The 16,590-nt window shown below is 47.3% G+C and carries 13 protein-coding genes; 3 read left to right on the forward strand and 10 right to left on the reverse strand.

Features of this window, described 5'->3' with window-relative positions:
• Positions 1–130 precede the first annotated feature (130 nt).
• The 9 genes from hflC to LU351_RS11990 all read right to left on the reverse strand — a co-directional run bounded on the left by hflC (position 131) and on the right by LU351_RS11990 (position 11,343).
• Positions 131–1,006, reverse strand: coding sequence for a protease modulator HflC (gene hflC / locus LU351_RS11950; protein WP_232594308.1), 876 nt, complete (start codon positions 1,004–1,006; stop codon positions 131–133).
• Complete coding sequence (gene hflK, locus LU351_RS11955; protein ID WP_232594309.1) at positions 1,006–2,163, reverse strand: FtsH protease activity modulator HflK; 1,158 nt, start codon at positions 2,161–2,163, stop codon at positions 1,006–1,008. Before hflK ends, hflC begins: the two co-directional genes overlap by 1 nt.
• 271 nt (positions 2,164–2,434) lie before the next feature.
• Positions 2,435–3,748: a ribosome rescue GTPase HflX gene (gene hflX / locus LU351_RS11960; RefSeq protein WP_232594310.1), complete on the reverse strand. Its 1,314-nt coding sequence runs from the start codon at positions 3,746–3,748 to the stop codon at positions 2,435–2,437.
• 77 nt (positions 3,749–3,825) lie between these two features.
• Positions 3,826–4,083, reverse strand: a complete 258-nt coding sequence (hfq, locus tag LU351_RS11965) for an RNA chaperone Hfq (RefSeq protein WP_232594311.1) — start codon at positions 4,081–4,083, stop codon at positions 3,826–3,828.
• 115 nt (positions 4,084–4,198) lie between these two features.
• Complete coding sequence (gene miaA / locus LU351_RS11970; protein ID WP_232594312.1) at positions 4,199–5,212, reverse strand: tRNA (adenosine(37)-N6)-dimethylallyltransferase MiaA; 1,014 nt, start codon at positions 5,210–5,212, stop codon at positions 4,199–4,201.
• Positions 5,213–5,282: 70 nt separating this feature from the next.
• Positions 5,283–7,241, reverse strand: a complete 1,959-nt coding sequence (gene mutL / locus LU351_RS11975; protein ID WP_232594313.1) for a DNA mismatch repair endonuclease MutL — start codon at positions 7,239–7,241, stop codon at positions 5,283–5,285.
• Between the two features lie 160 nt (positions 7,242–7,401).
• Positions 7,402–8,793: an N-acetylmuramoyl-L-alanine amidase gene (locus tag LU351_RS11980; protein WP_232594314.1), complete on the reverse strand. Its 1,392-nt coding sequence runs from the start codon at positions 8,791–8,793 to the stop codon at positions 7,402–7,404.
• A 314-nt stretch (positions 8,794–9,107) separates the two neighbouring features.
• The gene (gene tsaE / locus LU351_RS11985; RefSeq protein ID WP_232594315.1) at positions 9,108–9,620 is read right to left on the reverse strand and encodes a tRNA (adenosine(37)-N6)-threonylcarbamoyltransferase complex ATPase subunit type 1 TsaE; all 513 of its coding nucleotides are present in this window, start codon (positions 9,618–9,620) and stop codon (positions 9,108–9,110) included.
• A gap of 124 nt (positions 9,621–9,744) precedes the next feature.
• Positions 9,745–11,343: an NAD(P)H-hydrate dehydratase gene (locus tag LU351_RS11990; RefSeq protein ID WP_232594316.1), complete on the reverse strand. Its 1,599-nt coding sequence runs from the start codon at positions 11,341–11,343 to the stop codon at positions 9,745–9,747.
• A gap of 197 nt (positions 11,344–11,540) precedes the next feature.
• On the opposite strand from LU351_RS11990, the gene queG reads away from it, so the two are divergent.
• Complete coding sequence (gene queG, locus LU351_RS11995) at positions 11,541–12,809, forward strand: tRNA epoxyqueuosine(34) reductase QueG (RefSeq protein WP_416053951.1); 1,269 nt, start codon at positions 11,541–11,543, stop codon at positions 12,807–12,809.
• Positions 12,810–12,940: 131 nt separating this feature from the next.
• On the opposite strand, the gene orn is transcribed toward queG, so the two are convergent.
• On the reverse strand, positions 12,941–13,498 hold the full coding sequence (gene orn, locus LU351_RS12000) for an oligoribonuclease (protein ID WP_232594317.1): 558 nt from the start codon (positions 13,496–13,498) through the stop codon (positions 12,941–12,943).
• Positions 13,499–13,691: 193 nt separating this feature from the next.
• On the opposite strand from orn, the gene rsgA reads away from it, so the two are divergent.
• Complete coding sequence (gene rsgA / locus LU351_RS12005) at positions 13,692–14,717, forward strand: small ribosomal subunit biogenesis GTPase RsgA (protein WP_232594318.1); 1,026 nt, start codon at positions 13,692–13,694, stop codon at positions 14,715–14,717.
• 85 nt (positions 14,718–14,802) lie between these two features.
• Positions 14,803–16,581 (forward strand): hypothetical protein, encoded by a 1,779-nt coding sequence (locus tag LU351_RS12010; protein WP_232594319.1) that lies wholly within the window; start codon positions 14,803–14,805, stop codon positions 16,579–16,581.
• Positions 16,582–16,590: the final 9 nt, after the last annotated feature.

A 16,590-nucleotide genomic window follows, 5' to 3' on the forward strand; every position in this document is an offset into this window, starting at 1 on the left:
CCCCAGTTACAAAACCTCAAGACACAAAAAAACCGGGCGCCTGGCCCGGTTTGTTCAATTTTACCACTAAGTTAGCGGCTTTGTTTAGCCTAAAACACAAAATGTTAGGCATTAACCTAAGAATGAAGAATTATTGTCCGCCGCCTTTAGGATCATTCAGGTAACGAAAGAATTCACTTTCTGGATCAACCAGCAACAAATCACCTCGTCCACTGAAGGTTTGTTTGTAAGCTTGTAAGCTTCTTAAGAAGCTGTAGAACTCTCTGTCCTTATTGTAGGCCGAAGCGTAAATGGCCGCCGCTTGAGCATCCCCTTCACCTCGGATGTACTCAGAATCACGATAGGCCTCTGCTTCAATTACCGCTTTTTGACGATCCGCATCGGCTTGGATAACTTCGGCTTGCTCACGACCTTTAGCACGATGTTCACGCGCTTCGCGTTCACGCTCAGAAGTCATACGACGAAACACGGAGTCACTCACATCTTCCGGTAAATCAATGCGCTTGACTCTCACATCAACCACTTCAATACCCAAGCTGGAGTTACTGAATTCATTAAGCGCATTGGTAAGATCAATCATTAATTGGTCGCGCTCACCAGACACAACCTCCAACAAGCTGCGTTGCGCGAACTGGTTACGAAGCCCCTCATTAATACGCTGAGCCAACAACTGCTCTGCGCGAGCTTCATCACCATTGGTGGCTTTATAGTAGGTATTCACATCTTGAATACGCCACTTCGCAAAAGAGTCCACCATCATGCCCTTTTTCTCAAGGGTTAAAAAACGCTCTTCCGGCGCATCGAAGGTCAATACACGAGCATCAAATTTACGCACCTGTTGAACCATTGGAATCTTAAAGTGCAAACCTGGCTCAATATTGGGCTCAGATAAACGACCAAATTCCAATAACACCGCACGCTCTGTCTCTTTCACGATGTAAATACTGTTGGCCACAATGATCAGTGCCAAAACGCCAATAACGGCTCCTATTATTTTACCGTTCATTAACGAGACCCTCTTGAAGTGCGGCTATTAATCACATCTCTACGAACCTGCTCAGAGACTCTATCAGTGATTTCTCTTAGCAATTCAGGCGAAATCGCTGTCGCCCCACTGTAACCAGGCGCTGAAGTACTGCGCTCCATAAGCTTATCAAGAGGTAAATACATCATGTTGTTACCACCATCGATATCAACCAGTACCTTAGAGCTATTGGCCATCACTTCTTGTACAGCGTCTAAATACAAGCGTTCACGAGTCACTTCGGTGGCTTTTTGGTATTCGACTAATAGTTTTTCAAAACGCTGCGCATCACCTTGAGCACGAGCAATGACTTGCTCACGGTAAGCATTCGCTTCTTCGATCATTCGTTGCGCGCGACCTCGAGCTTCAGGCACAACACCATTGGCGTAGGTTTGCGCTTCGTTTTTCACACGCTCCTCATCTTCTCGCGCTTTGTTCACATCATCAAACGCCGCTTGCACTTGGCTTGGTGGGGCAGAATCTTCAACGTTGACTTTATCCACCAAGATACCCGTTTGGTAAGCATCCAAGTATTGCTGTAAGCGTGATTGAACATCTGAAGCAATAGCTTGGCGGCCTTCGGTCAACACAGAATGCATGACATTAGACCCCACAACATGACGTAAAGCAGAGTCAGTGGCTTGATACAAGCTCACTTCGGGCGACCGCACATTCAACGCAAAATCACGCGCATCGCCGATGGTGTATTGAACGGAGAGACGAATGTCCACAATATTCAAGTCTTCTGTCAGCATGGTGCCTTTCGTACTGTGAAGACGTTTACGAGTGACATTCACTTTTTCAATGGCATCAATCAGCGGTGGGTTCCAATGAAGACCTGGACCAATCGTGGAGTGATAGGTGCCTAAACGCAAGACAACGGCACGCTCTTGTTCGTTCACCTGATAAAAGCCGGCTATGCCATAAATCGTGGCGGCAATGATCAAAATCAAACCAATGGGTATGCCACTGAGCAGTGAACCACCGCTACCAGAGTTGCCGCTGTTTCCCCCTCCAAACATTCCATTTAATTTTTCTTGGAATTTTTTTAATGCCTCATCAAGATCGGGCGGTCCATCACCGCCGCGCTTGCCGCCCCATGGGTCTTGCTTATTGCCACCCGGTTCATTCCAGGCCATAGAGACTCTCCAATTTAATTGTTCTAATGTGATCGTTCTTTTCTATAGTCGTTATCTTCTATAGTCGCTCTTAAGTAGAGATTCTTAATCAACTATTCTTAAGGAACTACTTTTAATTAGCAGTTACGAATAGTAGTTACGAATATTGTTATTTCAATATCCGTTAGCACTTGTGAATTCTAACAAGCATAAGGTTGGGATATAACAGTTTGTTGTTTCTGCCCGACAACGTTTATCCGACTTAACAACAGCTTAACAACAACGGGCGGGGTTAATTATTGAGTGCCTTTGGGTCACCAGACCAACGTAAGTCGCTCCAATCAATACCGATATAACTAAGAATACGCATTAAGTCTGGCTTTGGGATGCGCAAGTGCAATTCACTGCCACCATCCTCAGCATACTCTTCGCTAACCACCGCTTGCTGTTGATACAACTGAGCGCGCAGTTTGGCATCCGTTGGCGAGAGAGTAACGCAACCATCAACAACATCTTCACCCAGAATTTCCGAAAGCGCTTCATGAAAATACTCAAGCCCAACGCCGTCGCGAGCAGAAAGCCATACAGCGACTGGCCGCCCTTCTTCATTTCGGTCAATGCGGGGTTGAAAATCGCTCAGCAAATCGATTTTATTATAAACACGCAATTGCGGTAGATCGGCGGCTCCAATTTCTTCCAGTACAGAGTGCACTTCAATAATATTTCGCTCACGCTCGTCATCGGCACAGTCAATCACATGCAATAGTAAATCGCTGTTTGATGCCTCTTCCAGCGTAGCACGAAATGCTTCAACTAAGCGGTGAGGTAAATGGCTGATGAAACCAACGGTATCGGCCAAAATACAGGCACCGACATCCCTTAGCTCGATACGGCGCATGGTGGGGTCGAGTGTAGCGAATAACTGATCCTTAGCGTAAACATCAGAATCGGTCAGGACATTGAAGAGTGTGGATTTACCGGCATTGGTATAACCAACAAAAGAGACTGTTGGAATAGAATTGCGTTGCCTTGAACGGCGACCTTGCTGACGCTGCCGACGCACTTTATCTAAGCGAGCCTGAATGGCTTTGATACGCGCCCGTAACAACCGACGGTCAGTTTCCAGCTGTGTCTCACCCGGGCCTCTAAGACCAATTCCGCCTTTTTGCCTTTCCAAATGTGTCCAACCTCGGATTAAGCGCGTGGACATATGCTCTAACTGAGCAAGCTCAACCTGCAACTTACCCTCATGGGTTCGTGCACGTTGTGCAAAAATATCCAGAATTAAGCCGGTTCGATCGAGCACACGACATTTTAACGCAGCTTCAACATTGCGCTCCTGGCTGGGCGATAGGGCATGATTAAAGATCACCAACTCGGCATTGTGCGTCGAGACAATATCGCGAATTTCTTCGAGCTTACCCCCGCCAATAAAATAACGAGGATCCGGCTTCGCTCTTTGCCCAGTTACAAAGGCAACAGGGTCAGCGCCAGCGGATAACGCCAACTCTTCAAATTCTCGCGGATCATCAGGATCATCAATCTGGGAAAAATCCAAGTGAACCAATACGGCTAGCTCACCAGATTGCGGACGTTCAAAAAACAACGATTAAACCTCTCAATCTAACAATACTGTTGCTTCAATTCGTCCGCACTGCCCTTGCGCCAGTATAGCGAGCGCAATCATGCCTCTTCGCTTTCTGCTTCACCCGCTGCCGGGTTGAGCATAGGCACTCGTACCGCACGCGATGGCACAATGGTGGAAATAGCGTGCTTGTAAACCATTTGGCTCACCGTGTTTTTCAGTAATACGACGAATTGATCAAAAGATTCCACTTGGCCTTGCAGCTTAATGCCATTTACCAAGTAGATGGATACTGGAATGCGTTCTTTACGTAAGACGTTTAAGTAAGGGTCTTGTAAGCTATGCCCTTTTGACATATTTATTCTCCTAATTATAAAAAAGACGTACCCACACCAAAATCCTAAAATTACTGCATTATGGGGTACAAGCGTAAAAAACTAGAAAGCGAATCAACTGACATTATATGGCCATTTACGGCAAAAAATTCAAGGCTTGTTCAAGAATTTGACGACGCGTGTAAGGCTCCCCTGATTCATTTTCCGTGTAAACCCATGACAGCGGATATTGCCAACCCCGCAGCCAGGTAAGTTGGCGCTTCGCCAATTGACGTGTCGCCACTAATGATTTTTCTTTTGCTGTTTCTAAATCATACTCACCAGCGATATATTTCCATACCTGTCGATACCCAACGGCACGTATCGCCGGTAATTCTTCGTGTAAATCACCACGCTCATAAAGTTTTTCCACTTCATCAACAAATCCAGCATCAAACATTAATGCTAAGCGTTTTTGAATACGATGATGCAAGACACTTCGATCACGTGGCGTAATCGCCAATTGATGAACACGGTATTGTTCGAGTATATCCCATGTCCCTGACTCTCGCTGCTCAGCTCGTAATTGAGTCATGGTTTTTCCACTGGCATAAAAAACTTCTAAGGCTCGACTTAAACGTTGCGAATGATTCGGATGAATTTGCACTGCCATCTCAGGGTCAATCTCAGCCAATTCACGATGCACACTCGGCCACCCTTCCTTTTGGGCTTTCAGCTCAATACGAGCACGAATATTCGAGTCGGCAACGGGCATTGGCGCTAAACCTTCTAACAAGGCTTTGAAATACAGCATCGTGCCCCCCACCAGCAAAGGTATACGCCCCGCTTCTATGGCCTCTTCAATAGCTATTTTGGCATCTTTACAAAAATCCGCTGCAGAATAAGGCTCGGATGGATCTCGAATATCAATTAATTGATGCGGAAATTGGGCCAACTCTTCCTGTGTGGGTTTGGCAGAGCCAATATCCATATTTCGATACACCAACGCGGAATCAACACTGATCAGTTGCACCGGCAATGTTTTAGATATCGACATTGCCAAATCGGTTTTACCAGAAGCGGTAGGGCCCATTAGAAAAATAATCAGAGGGCGCTCGTTTCGCGCCAATAAGCATTGCTCTTTATGAGGGCCAGCCATCGGGTTAGACATTCTTAGAATTCACTTAATATCGTGGGGCATTTTTTTAGCCGGAAAGAAAACACTGCGTCCAGATACTTTTCTACTGACCACGCATGAATAATTTATCCAATTCCGCCAAAGATTGTAATGCCCAGGTTGGGCGCCCGTGGTTACATTGCCCGCTGCGTTCCGTGGCCTCCATATCACGCAAGAGTGCGTTCATTTCTGCCAAAGTGAGTTTTCGGTTAGCACGCACCGCGCCATGACAAGCCATGGTGCCTAAAATGGCATTCATGTTTTCACGGATACGTGTACTGGCACCGTGTTCTCGTAAATCTGCCAAGACATCTCTGACCAAATTCTCTGCATTCGCTTTCTGTAAAATCACAGGAATCTGGCGAACCACTAAACTTTCTGGCCCCGCACGTTGTAACTCAAAACCAAGGTTTTTAAACACCTCATTTTGTTGCTCGGACAAATCCGCTTCTGCCTCACTCACCGCGATGGTTAACGGCACCAAAAGCGGTTGCGCTTGTATGCCTTTCTCTTCAAAGGAAATTTTCATTCGCTCGTACGTAATTCGTTCATGAGCGGCATGCATATCCACGACCACCAACCCTTGCTCATTCTCTGCCAGAATGTAAATGCCTTTTAATTGAGCGATGGCATAACCCAATGGTGGGGCCTCTCCGCTACCAATATTATGGCCCACTGTATTTTCGACACCACCGCTCGACATTGACGGAGAAAATGGCGCCGCGTCTATCGCAGACCCTGCAGATGAACCCGATTTTGATTGATCAGGATGCAAGGCTCCGTAGGCGCCTATTTGTTCTTTTACCGCCATCGCCCCATGGGATGCAGCAGGATCAAATAAAGATTTGGGACGATACGAATGCACCGGTGCATTCGAGCTGGCCTGAGCTGATGAATCTTGCAGATTCATTTGTCCTTGCCCTGAAAACTCTCCGCGAGTAATTGGGGCATTTTCTTGAGTAGTGGCTGACGATACATTTCCGGCATGATCTAATTCTGAATGGACAGATAACTGGTCTGCTGGTCGTACTTCTGCCAAAGCATGGTGCAAACTTTTAAATAAAAAGTCGTGAACAGAACGATTATCACGAAAACGCACTTCGTGTTTTGTAGGGTGTACGTTGACATCTACCGAGGCCGGGTCCAATTCCAGGAATAATACAAACGCCGGATGACGACCATGGTAAAGGACATCCTGATAAGCTTGGCGAATCGCATGACTCACAAGCTTATCTCTAATGGCACGACCATTAACGTAAAAGTGCTGTAAATCCGCCTGGCTGCGGGAAAAGGTAGGTAACGCAACCCACCCCCACAAACGCAATCCAGTACGCTCAATATCGATATGAACAGCGTTTTCCATAAACGCTGGTCCACACACCTGTGCCACTCTTCGCTCTTGTTCAATTTGAGCAGTAGCCGGTCGCCATTGGTGAACCACCCTACCGTTAGTGCGCAGTGTAAAACCGACACCGAATTGCGATAACGCCACACGCTTGATGACATCGTCAATTCGATTTTGCTCTGTTTTTTCTGTTCGTAAAAATTTACGCCGTGCGGGAGTATTAAAAAACAAATCACGTACTTCAACAGTGGTGCCTTGCGGGTGCGCCGCAGGCGAAGTTTCCGCTTGCATGTCTCGCCCCTCAGCTTTCGCCTGCCAACCGACATTGCCATCGGTGGACGACGTTAAGGCCAAACGCGCCACCGAACTGATGGACGCTAGGGCCTCACCACGAAAGCCCAATGTAGAGACCGCTTCAAGGTCATCTAACTGATAAATTTTACTGGTCGCATGACGACTTAACGCCAAGGGCAAATCATCTTGCTCAATACCACAACCATTATCACGCACACGCATGAGCTTAACGCCACCCTGCTCAATATCGATATGCAAATGGGTCGCACCAGCATCAATGCTGTTTTCCAATAATTCTTTAATGACAGACGCCGGTCGCTCTACTACTTCTCCGGCAGCAATCTGGTTTGCCAAACGCGGACTTAATAATCGAATTTTTGCCATGAATACTGTCGCACTCAAGTTGCTTGTACCATTACAGAAAGCACTTGAGACTTTGGGTTTAAATTTAGGTTAAAGGCTATCTGTTTGAATGGCCCGATGGTAAATAGCCCTGAAAGTTACATGTCCGTGTCTCAGTTATCTTTGAGACCCTCTCATACGATCAAGATGTGGGTATTTTAATACGCTGACCTACACGAATTAAATCGCTGCGTAATCCATTATGGGCCCGTAGGGTATTTACACTGATGTTATAACGCTGTGCGATTTTAGATAAGGTATCCCCAGACGCAATGACGTGAACAGTTTCACCGCTCCCTTTTTTACTTTTGCGCCATGCGACGAGGGAATCCGATGGAGGGTTATCATAAAAATACGACTTAATACCTGAAAAGATTTGTTTTGCTAACTTACGACGATAAGACGGCGTCGAAAGTTTTTTGGCTTCACCCGGATTGGAAATAAAACCGGTTTCCACCAAAATGGATGGAACATCTGGCGATTTCAGCACCGCAAACCCTGCCTGTTCCACATGGCTTTTATGGAGTTTTGCCACCTTACCCATGGACTTTAAAACTTTATCCCCCACCTCAAGGCTCGAACTCAACGTCGCGGTCATGGATAAATCCACCAACACGCTTTGCACATCCGGGCTTTTACTGCCCAAATCTACATTCCCAACGCCCCCAATAAGGTCAGATTTATTTTCGTTTTTTGCCAAAAAACGTGCTGTTTCCGACGATGCTCCTTTTCGAGACAACGCAAACACCGAGGCGCCTTTTGCCTGAGGCTTGTGAAACGCATCCGCATGGACAGAAACAAACAAATCCGCACGCGCATTACGTGCGTGATCACGACGCTTATACAAAGGAATGTAATAGTCTCCAGTGCGCACTAAATTCGATTTAAATCCAGACTCGGCATCAATCAATTTTGCTAATTCTTTCGCAATGGCCAACACAACATCTTTTTCTCTGAGTCGGCCAGGGCCACTTGCACCTGGGTCTTCACCACCATGGCCTGCATCGACAGCAATCAAAATATCTCTTCTCTGATTTCCAGAATCGGCTCGTGCCGTTGCGACGGTTTTCACGGTGGATTTTTTTACATCATCGTATAAATCCACCACAAGACGATCTGGCTTGTCAGCGTTTTTAAGCAATGCAAAACTTTTGGGTTTGATGTCCGCTTTTAAATCCAACACCACGCGTAAATTTTTCTTGTTACGCACTGCAGATCGGATGCGAGCAATGGGCGTATTCTCTAATTCAAGATCGTTAAAGGAGGCAGACAATTGCGTATTTTCAATATCGATAACAAGACGAGAAGGGGATGACAACGTAAATAACTTATGTTCGGCAGGATGGGATAAGTCAAAGACTAAACGTGTATTGTCAGGGGCACGCCACAAACGCACCCCTTCAACATCAGCAGCCAGAGTTTCAATATTAACAACGACGGAGCTTAATAGGATTAAACCGTAACCTAAGCACTTCCCTCCGCGATGTCTTAACGACAACCAACATCGTTGCAATCGCTGAATCAAAATAACCATCTACCCCCCGTGCACCCTACTTTCCAATTTCAATCATTCAACGATATCAACATAAATTGGCGCTTGTTTATAGTTTAGACACCAATCCCCGTTTACTGAAAGCCCTCATCAATTTCACCAAGGCAAATTCACTTCGTGAAATGGCCTTTAGAAATAACCTTTAAAAACTCTCTGTAGTGTGTGCCTATCATTTTAACCTACCCTGAATAGTGACCCAATCGCCACTGAAGTGAAGTAAAAATACTAAAATGAAGAAAAAACCACACTGCAAAATGCCCCGATCACTCCAACAATACATCACCAAGACATTTCGATTACGATAAAAAGGAGGTGAGAATCCCTTCGCCTTTGGAATTCAGCGCCGTCAACAACGCCGAGCGTCCGGGTGCTTTCACGGAAATATCAATCATAATATCGGCCGGCGGTAAAAAGCCTTCCCCACGGGATGGCCATTCCATCAAGCACACAGATTGACCTTCAAAGTAATCACGAATTCCCATAAATTCTAATTCTTCAGGGTCCGCCAAACGATACAAATCGAAATGATACACACGAGGCGATAATTGTTCGTAAGGTTCCACCAAAGTATACGTCGGGCTTTTCACCGCACCATGATGACCAAAACCCGTCAGCAAACCTCGGCTAAACGTGGTCTTACCTGCCCCCAAATCTCCTTGCAAATAAATAACGACCCCTAATGACGCATCACTCTCAGAAAACACTTTAGTAATGGCACGACTCATTCGCTGACCCAATTCAATCGTGGCTGGCTCACCTTCGAGATAGCGCGTTACTGTCAACGTTGAGGTATGAATATCCGCACCCATTTCAAACAACCCATTTCCTATTCTTAATCAACTGATTTTTATCAACTTATGCAATTCATAAAACGAGCTCACGTTTCGCCACGCTCGCGCCCAGAATAAACACAAAAAAACGAATACAACAAAGCTAATACACCAAAATGCCCGAATCGTGATACTCCACCCCATTGAGCAAACTTCGAATAAAGGGAATTAAATCACGAGCCAATAACCCTCGTTGCCCGTCTTCCTCTGCGGCCAAATCTCCCGCTGCGGCATGTATCGCCGTCGCCATGCACGCCGCCGTATTTTGCTCAACACCCTGCGCTAAAAGAGAGGCAATAACCCCGGTAAGCACATCACCCATGCCACCGCTGGCCATACCCGGATTCCCCAAAGTGCAAATAAACAACTGCTCATCGGTTGTCGCCACCACCGTACCTGCCCCCTTTAACACCACAGTGCAACCGAATTTCCGGCGTAATTGGCGTGCTGCAGACAGGCGATCAGCCTGAATATCTTTGGTGCTCATTCCCAGAAGGCGTGCGGCCTCTCCAGGGTGCGGAGTCATCACCACATTAGAGAAATCAGCATTATCGGCATCGCCTAATAAATCGGTTTCTGCAAGCAAGTTAAGAGCATCAGCATCCAATACTTTCGGCAAAGGACATTTTAAAACCGCTTGCAACAGTTGCTGAGACCATGCGGATTTTCCTAAACCCGGGCCAACGGCCAATACCGTTGGCCGAGAGAGTAAATCCGCCAATTCCTGCCCCGACTGAACCCCCAAGGCCATCACTTCTGGATGTGCAGTGATGGCAGCCCCTACATGCTCAGACCGTGTAGCCAAGCTGGTCAAGCCACTGCCACAGCGTGCACTTGCCTGTGCCGCCAACAACGCCGCGCCGCCATACCCACGGTCTCCTCCCACCACCAATACATGCCCAAAGTCCCCTTTATGGGCATCATTCATTCGAGGCGGTAACTGACCCAACAACGTGGGTAAACGCAAACGTTCTGCCGTTGTATCGGCGACATGGTAAGCCTCGGGAGGAATATCCAGGTGATCAAACACCACCTCACCACACAGCGCAGGCCCACGACCTGTAAACATCCCCAACTTCAAACCAATAAAAGTCACAGTAAGATCAGCTTCAACCGCTACATCACTGACCGCGCCCGTATCGGCATTCACGCCCGAAGGTAAATCCACCGCAACCACTTTTGCCCCGAGGGCACGGGCTTTATTGATCGCTTGTACACACTGAGCGTATCGGTCACGAAGCTTGCCAGAAGCACCTGTCCCCAGTAAGGCATCAACGATCACTTCACCAGAAATCATGTCTGCACCAACCGTCGTGGCTTCATTCACTTGCTCAACACTCACCCCTTCTGCTTGAGCGAATTGACAAGCGCGAAGCGCATCTCCTTTCAAATCATCAGGGGCACTCATCGCCAATAGCTGCACTTCAACTCCACGACGCTTGGCTAGCGCCGCAATAACATAGCCATCACCACCGTTATTGCCTGATCCACAAAAAATGGTTATTCGATCTACATTGGGCCACCGTGAAAGTATTGCCTGAAAACATGCACGTCCCGCTCTTTTCATCAACACCACACCGGGAATATCCAATGATTGGATCACATGTTGATCAATCAACCGGGTAGCCTGTGCGGTGTACAGTTGCACAGGTAACGAAAAATGCTGCGTTGTACCCTCCAACGCTTGAAATTCAGGCTGCATAATATTCTCTCAAACTTAATTTAGCGCCGTTGCGAGCAAGGCCTTACCCCAAATAATGTTGGAAGATAAGCTTTGCTCATTCACGATCTTTTCAAAAAACCGTAAAATTATACGGCAGGCTACATGCAATACACAGAGTTTGCGAACACTTAGTTTGCGAACACAAACTCCGTAAAAAACCAACACTCTTACTTGATATGACTCACAATACGCCTTCGCCACAATGCCACCACGCCTCCTGTGAGACAGAGTCGTCGAATGCGCTATCCATGACCCAATTAATGAATCAAATACGAATGTGGGCCAAAGAATTTGGATTTCAACAAGTTGGCGTCAGCGATTGTGATTTATCAGATGCTGAAGATCGGCTAAAGCAGTGGCTCGCCAATGGCTTTCATGGAGACATGCAATGGATGGCCGACCATGGCAATAAACGTTCACGACCCGACGAACTCTTGCCTGGCACCACAAGAATATTAAGTTTTCGAATGGATTATTTGCCCGCCGATACAGATCAAATTTTAATTTTAAAATCCCCTGAAAAAGCATACGTATCGCGTTACACCCTAGGGCGGGATTATCACAAGCTAATTCGAAAGCGCCTCAGTACAATTGCTCGAAAAATCGAAACCTATGCCCAACAACATCATCCAATCAATAGGACGATTAATGGAACAACCAATAGGACAACCAATAGAACAACCAACAAGACAACCCACGACCCTAGTTCATTTTCCCACCGAGCCTTTGTTGATAGCGCACCAGTCATGGAACGGCCCATAGCAGAAAAAGCCGGGCTCGGCTGGGTGGGTAAGCATTCTTTAGTTATACACCCCAATGCCGGCTCGTGGTTTTTTCTAGGGGAGATTTACACGAACTTGCCGTTACCCGTTAACGACACACTAGAAGAAAATCGCTGTGGAGAGTGCACAGCCTGCTTGAAGGTATGCCCTACTGATGCTTTTACGAAACCTTATGAACTAGACGCCCGCCGTTGTATTTCGTATTTAACCATTGAAAACAAAGGCCCGATTCCAGAAGAATTTCGCGAGCCAATGGGCAATCGCGTCTTTGGTTGCGATGATTGCCAAGCGATTTGCCCTTGGAATAAATACGCACGCTTCACTCAAGAAGACGATTTTCAGCCACGCCATCATTTAGATCGAGCAGATTTAGTAGACTTATTTACTTGGCGAGAAGAAGAATATTTACAACGTACCGAAGGCTCTGCCATCCGACGTATCGGTTATGAAAACTGGGTACGTAATTTATCGATAGGGTTGGGCAACGCTCCGACTTCCGAGTCTGTCATCAACGCGTTGACAGAAAAATTAGACGATAAAGACCGCCCGTTACCCGACATGGTAAAAGAACACATCCAGTGGGCGCTGAACCAACACACGGTGGTAAAACAACACAACCCCAAACACCGGCGACGCCGAAAAGTGGCCGACCACAAGTGGTGATGCCTTGACGACATCCGCCACGACTGGCGCCCAATGACTGTGGCCTCTCAATAGCCATGAAAGCCATGGACACTCAATAACCATGGACGCTCAATAGCTATGGGAACGCAATAACCATGGACGCTCGACAATCACTGGTGCTCGGGGAGCCGAATAAAATGTTCCTGATAATGACGCAATTCATTAATGGAATCTCTAATATCATCCAACGCCAAGTGCGAACCAGATTTTTTCACCCCAGCCAAGACCTCAGGTGCCCAGCGCCGCGCCAATTCTTTTAACGTACTGACGTCTAAATTACGGTAATGAAAATATTTTTCTAACTGCGGCATACCTTTAACCAAAAAGCGTCGGTCTTGGCAGATGGAATTACCACACATAGGTGATTTTCCTGCCGGCACCCATTGTTTTAAAAATTCAATGGTATCCGCCTCAGCCTGTGCCAATGTCATCTGGCTTTGGCGCACTCGCTCGGTTAACCCTGAGCCACCATGCTGGCGAGTATTCCACTCATCCATCGCGGCAAGAGCAGACTCACTTTGAGAAATCGCGTACACCGGACCTTCAGCCAACACGTTTAAGTGTGCGTCCGTCACGATGGTTGCAATCTCAATGATGACATCGTTGTCCGGATCAAGGCCGGTCATTTCCAAATCAATCCAAATTAAATGATTATTTTCCTCTGCCATGAACTCACCCTGCCGTTGTGGTTTATCTGTCGTTGTTACGATTTTATTATGTGGTTTTTAAAAAATAAAATTCGACGATTAATACATCGTCGTGGAAGGAATCTTAGCAAAGTTGCGTATAATCACGCCTTTAGAATTTCTTTCTTTTGTTATTTACCATTTGTTATTTACCACTGGAGTACCGGTTTCCAATATGTCGAAACGCAAACTGACTCGCCGACAAGCTTGGCGCGTAGCCAAAATTCAGGAAGAACGACAAAAGCGCGCAGAAAAGCGAGAGCGTGAAACCGATGCCTTATTAGAAGACTCCGCATTGGAACCAGAAGAAATTGGCTTGGTGACTGCGCATTTTGGTGTTCAAGTCGAAGTGGTCAATATTGATGACATTGAGCGCAAAGACCGCTTTCGCTGCCATATGCGGGCCAATTTAGGCTCTTTGGTTACCGGTGATCGAGTGGTATGGCGCCGGGAAAAAGACAGCGACATGGGCGTGATTGTGGCGGTGCAACCCAGAGAGAGCGAACTGACTCGTCCCGATAGCCACGGTGCCCTAAAAACCGTCGCCGCTAACATCAATCATATTATCATCGTATTTGCACCCTACCCAGAACCCCACAGCTTTCTGATTGACCGCTATCTCGTCGCAGCAGAAACACTGGGGATTCGCCCGGTACTCCTGTTGAATAAAATCGATAGCGTGAATAACAAAAACCGGGCTTCAATCGAACAACTCTTGAATATTTATCGGAATCTGGATTACCCCTTGATGGAAGTCTCCACCAAAACCGGTGAGGGAATGGAAACATTAAAAGACTTTCTCGCCGATCAAATCAGTGTGTTTGTGGGTCAATCTGGTGTGGGAAAATCATCCCTTGTGAACAAGTTGCTGCCTACCGCCGAACAGCGAGTAGGCGCGCTTTCTGAAGCACGACAAAAAGGCACCCATACCACCACCACAGCACAACTTTTTCACTTTCCTGCGGGAGGCGACCTTATTGACTCTCCAGGGATTCGAGAGTTTGGCCTATGGCATATGGATGCCCAAGCCGTTTTAGAAGGGTTTACTGAGCTGCGTCCTTTTATCGGCCACTGTAAATTTCGGGATTGCCGCCACGAACAAGAGCCCCATTGTGCGATTCTGAAAGCAGTGGAAGACGGTCATATAAGCGCTGAACGGATCGCCAGTTACCGACACATCATTGCCAGCCTAGAAAAGTAAATACGCACACCAAAGATGGCCTTGCTATGCTTGGGGATGAGTCATTTTCACTCCCAATGTTAATCACAGAGGCCAACTTATTACGATGGATGATGCCAGTCACGCCAGAAAACCACAGGCAGTACCCTCTGAGCATCCATCCTCACAAAAGACGGACACCTGGCTTAGAAAGATTCAAAAATCGTCTACGTTACTGTTGCCAGGGCACCGAGACAGGCTCCTACAAGCCTTATCACGCAAAGCAGCCAATGCGAATAACATTGCCGACGCTGTGGCCAAAGATCTCGCCCTCTCAGCTTGGGTATTCACCAAAACACATCGATTAATGGCAGCGAACCCCAACGGGCAATCGGAATCTCATAATCTTGCCCACGCCATCAGCTTGCTGGGTATTCCCGCACTTGAAGAGCAAGTACGCCGAAGCCAGGAACACAATCCCAAAGCACTGCAAGCCAATCTTGGGCTATGTAATGCGTTTGTGGATGCTGAGCTCGTACAAACCCTCTGGTCGACATTGTCTTCACCCAACCTATCGACATCGCCAATCAAACCCATCGGCGAGCCACATCTGCACCAATCGCAAAACCAGTCGGGCCAAAGCCTATCGGGAGTAAACATAAACGCAGCAATCTTATTCAGTGCACCACTGTGGCAACTGTGGCACATACAACCCGGTGCTATGTTGGAACGAGAGCGACGATTTATTGCGTTTCAGCGAAGCCCCGTCCAAGTGGAAAAACAGCTATTCCAATGTACGCTGGCGCAAATCTGCAATCACTATTTTTCAGACTCTCCTCTTTCCCATGTTTGCGCTGACGCCTGGGCGTTTATCGGCACACTGCAACAAAATCCATTCGCTCAGCAACGCCATATTATCGGTGACTTCACAACCCCTGACTCGCCACAACGTTCCACCGCGCCTGAAAGCTTGCAGCATCGATCCTCTCAATGCTTGGCATTGACCTATTTATGGGTGCGATCACTGCGAACGCACCCTCAACATCCTCACACCCAGCGTTGGCAACACTGGCTCGCTAACCAACTTACCCCACCATTGGAAGGCAACGATGCCCATCAACATGAATGGCTACACAAGCTGTGGATAAACACCATCACCCAGTACACACTTGCACCCCAATTCCCGTTAGAAGCCCACCCTGCACGACATCTCATCAGCCATGGCGGTACGGTGGATTATCTATCGCCACTGCGTGATGCCCCCCTTCAGGCAGAAGGGCATCAAACAACAGCGCCCGCACAAGCTATAGCTATATCCAAAACAACATCCAAAACAACATTGAAAACGGAGACGATAACACCGAAAAGCACAGCAAAGACCCGAAACAGCATTGTGCTGTCGCAACTTCAAAAACGCCTTAAAAACGGTATGCCGACTCTGCATTCACTCATGCATGCACTGGTGAGCGGCCTCCATGAGGGGCTTGGGCTAGAAGTCTGTACACTCGCTCTACTCAATAGCCAACGAGATACTTTACGATGGTATTACTATCAAGGTGTGACTCGGGACGACGAGTTAATCCAAACCTCACTGCCTTTTCCAAACGCAACAGGCGAGGTGTTCAATCAACTACTTGACAGTGACCCCCCAGAAGCCAACCAAGCGAGCGCTCTGTCATCCCGCTACCTTCAAGCCGTGCAGTGGCAGCACCTGAAAAAGTCGTTACCGGCACCATTACATGCCTTCGAGCGTCACGGAACTCTGTCTCTTGTCCCGATTCGACATTACCAGAAAGCCATCGGCATTCTTATGGCGACGCCAACAACCCCATCAGAGCACAAGCGTATTATTCAGTTCTCGGCATTAACAACCAGTGCGTTACAACGCTTACGTCGACGTCAATAGCGATTAGGG

Origin of the sequence: Marinibactrum halimedae, from assembly GCF_021234875.1 — a bacterium.
Lineage (GTDB): Bacteria > Pseudomonadota > Gammaproteobacteria > Pseudomonadales > Cellvibrionaceae > Marinibactrum > Marinibactrum halimedae.

Bases quoted from the DNA above. Each gene is read 5' to 3' on its own strand.
- hflC (WP_232594308.1), bottom strand. From the start codon at position 1,006: ATGAACGGTAAAATAATAGGAGCCGTTATTGGCGTTTTGGCACTGATC.
- hflK (WP_232594309.1), bottom strand. From the start codon at position 2,163: ATGGCCTGGAATGAACCGGGTGGCAATAAGCAAGACCCATGGGGCGGC.
- hfq (WP_232594311.1), bottom strand. From the start codon at position 4,083: ATGTCAAAAGGGCATAGCTTACAAGACCCTTACTTAAACGTCTTACGT.
- miaA (WP_232594312.1), bottom strand. From the start codon at position 5,212: ATGTCTAACCCGATGGCTGGCCCTCATAAAGAGCAATGCTTATTGGCG.
- mutL (WP_232594313.1), bottom strand. From the start codon at position 7,241: ATGGCAAAAATTCGATTATTAAGTCCGCGTTTGGCAAACCAGATTGCT.
- LU351_RS11980 (WP_232594314.1), bottom strand. From the start codon at position 8,793: ATGGTTATTTTGATTCAGCGATTGCAACGATGTTGGTTGTCGTTAAGA.
- tsaE (WP_232594315.1), bottom strand. From the start codon at position 9,620: ATGGGTGCGGATATTCATACCTCAACGTTGACAGTAACGCGCTATCTC.
- LU351_RS11990 (WP_232594316.1), bottom strand. From the start codon at position 11,343: ATGCAGCCTGAATTTCAAGCGTTGGAGGGTACAACGCAGCATTTTTCG.
- queG (WP_416053951.1), top strand. From the start codon at position 11,541: ATGACTCACAATACGCCTTCGCCACAATGCCACCACGCCTCCTGTGAG.
- orn (WP_232594317.1), bottom strand. From the start codon at position 13,498: ATGGCAGAGGAAAATAATCATTTAATTTGGATTGATTTGGAAATGACC.
- rsgA (WP_232594318.1), top strand. From the start codon at position 13,692: ATGTCGAAACGCAAACTGACTCGCCGACAAGCTTGGCGCGTAGCCAAA.
- LU351_RS12010 (WP_232594319.1), top strand. From the start codon at position 14,803: ATGGATGATGCCAGTCACGCCAGAAAACCACAGGCAGTACCCTCTGAG.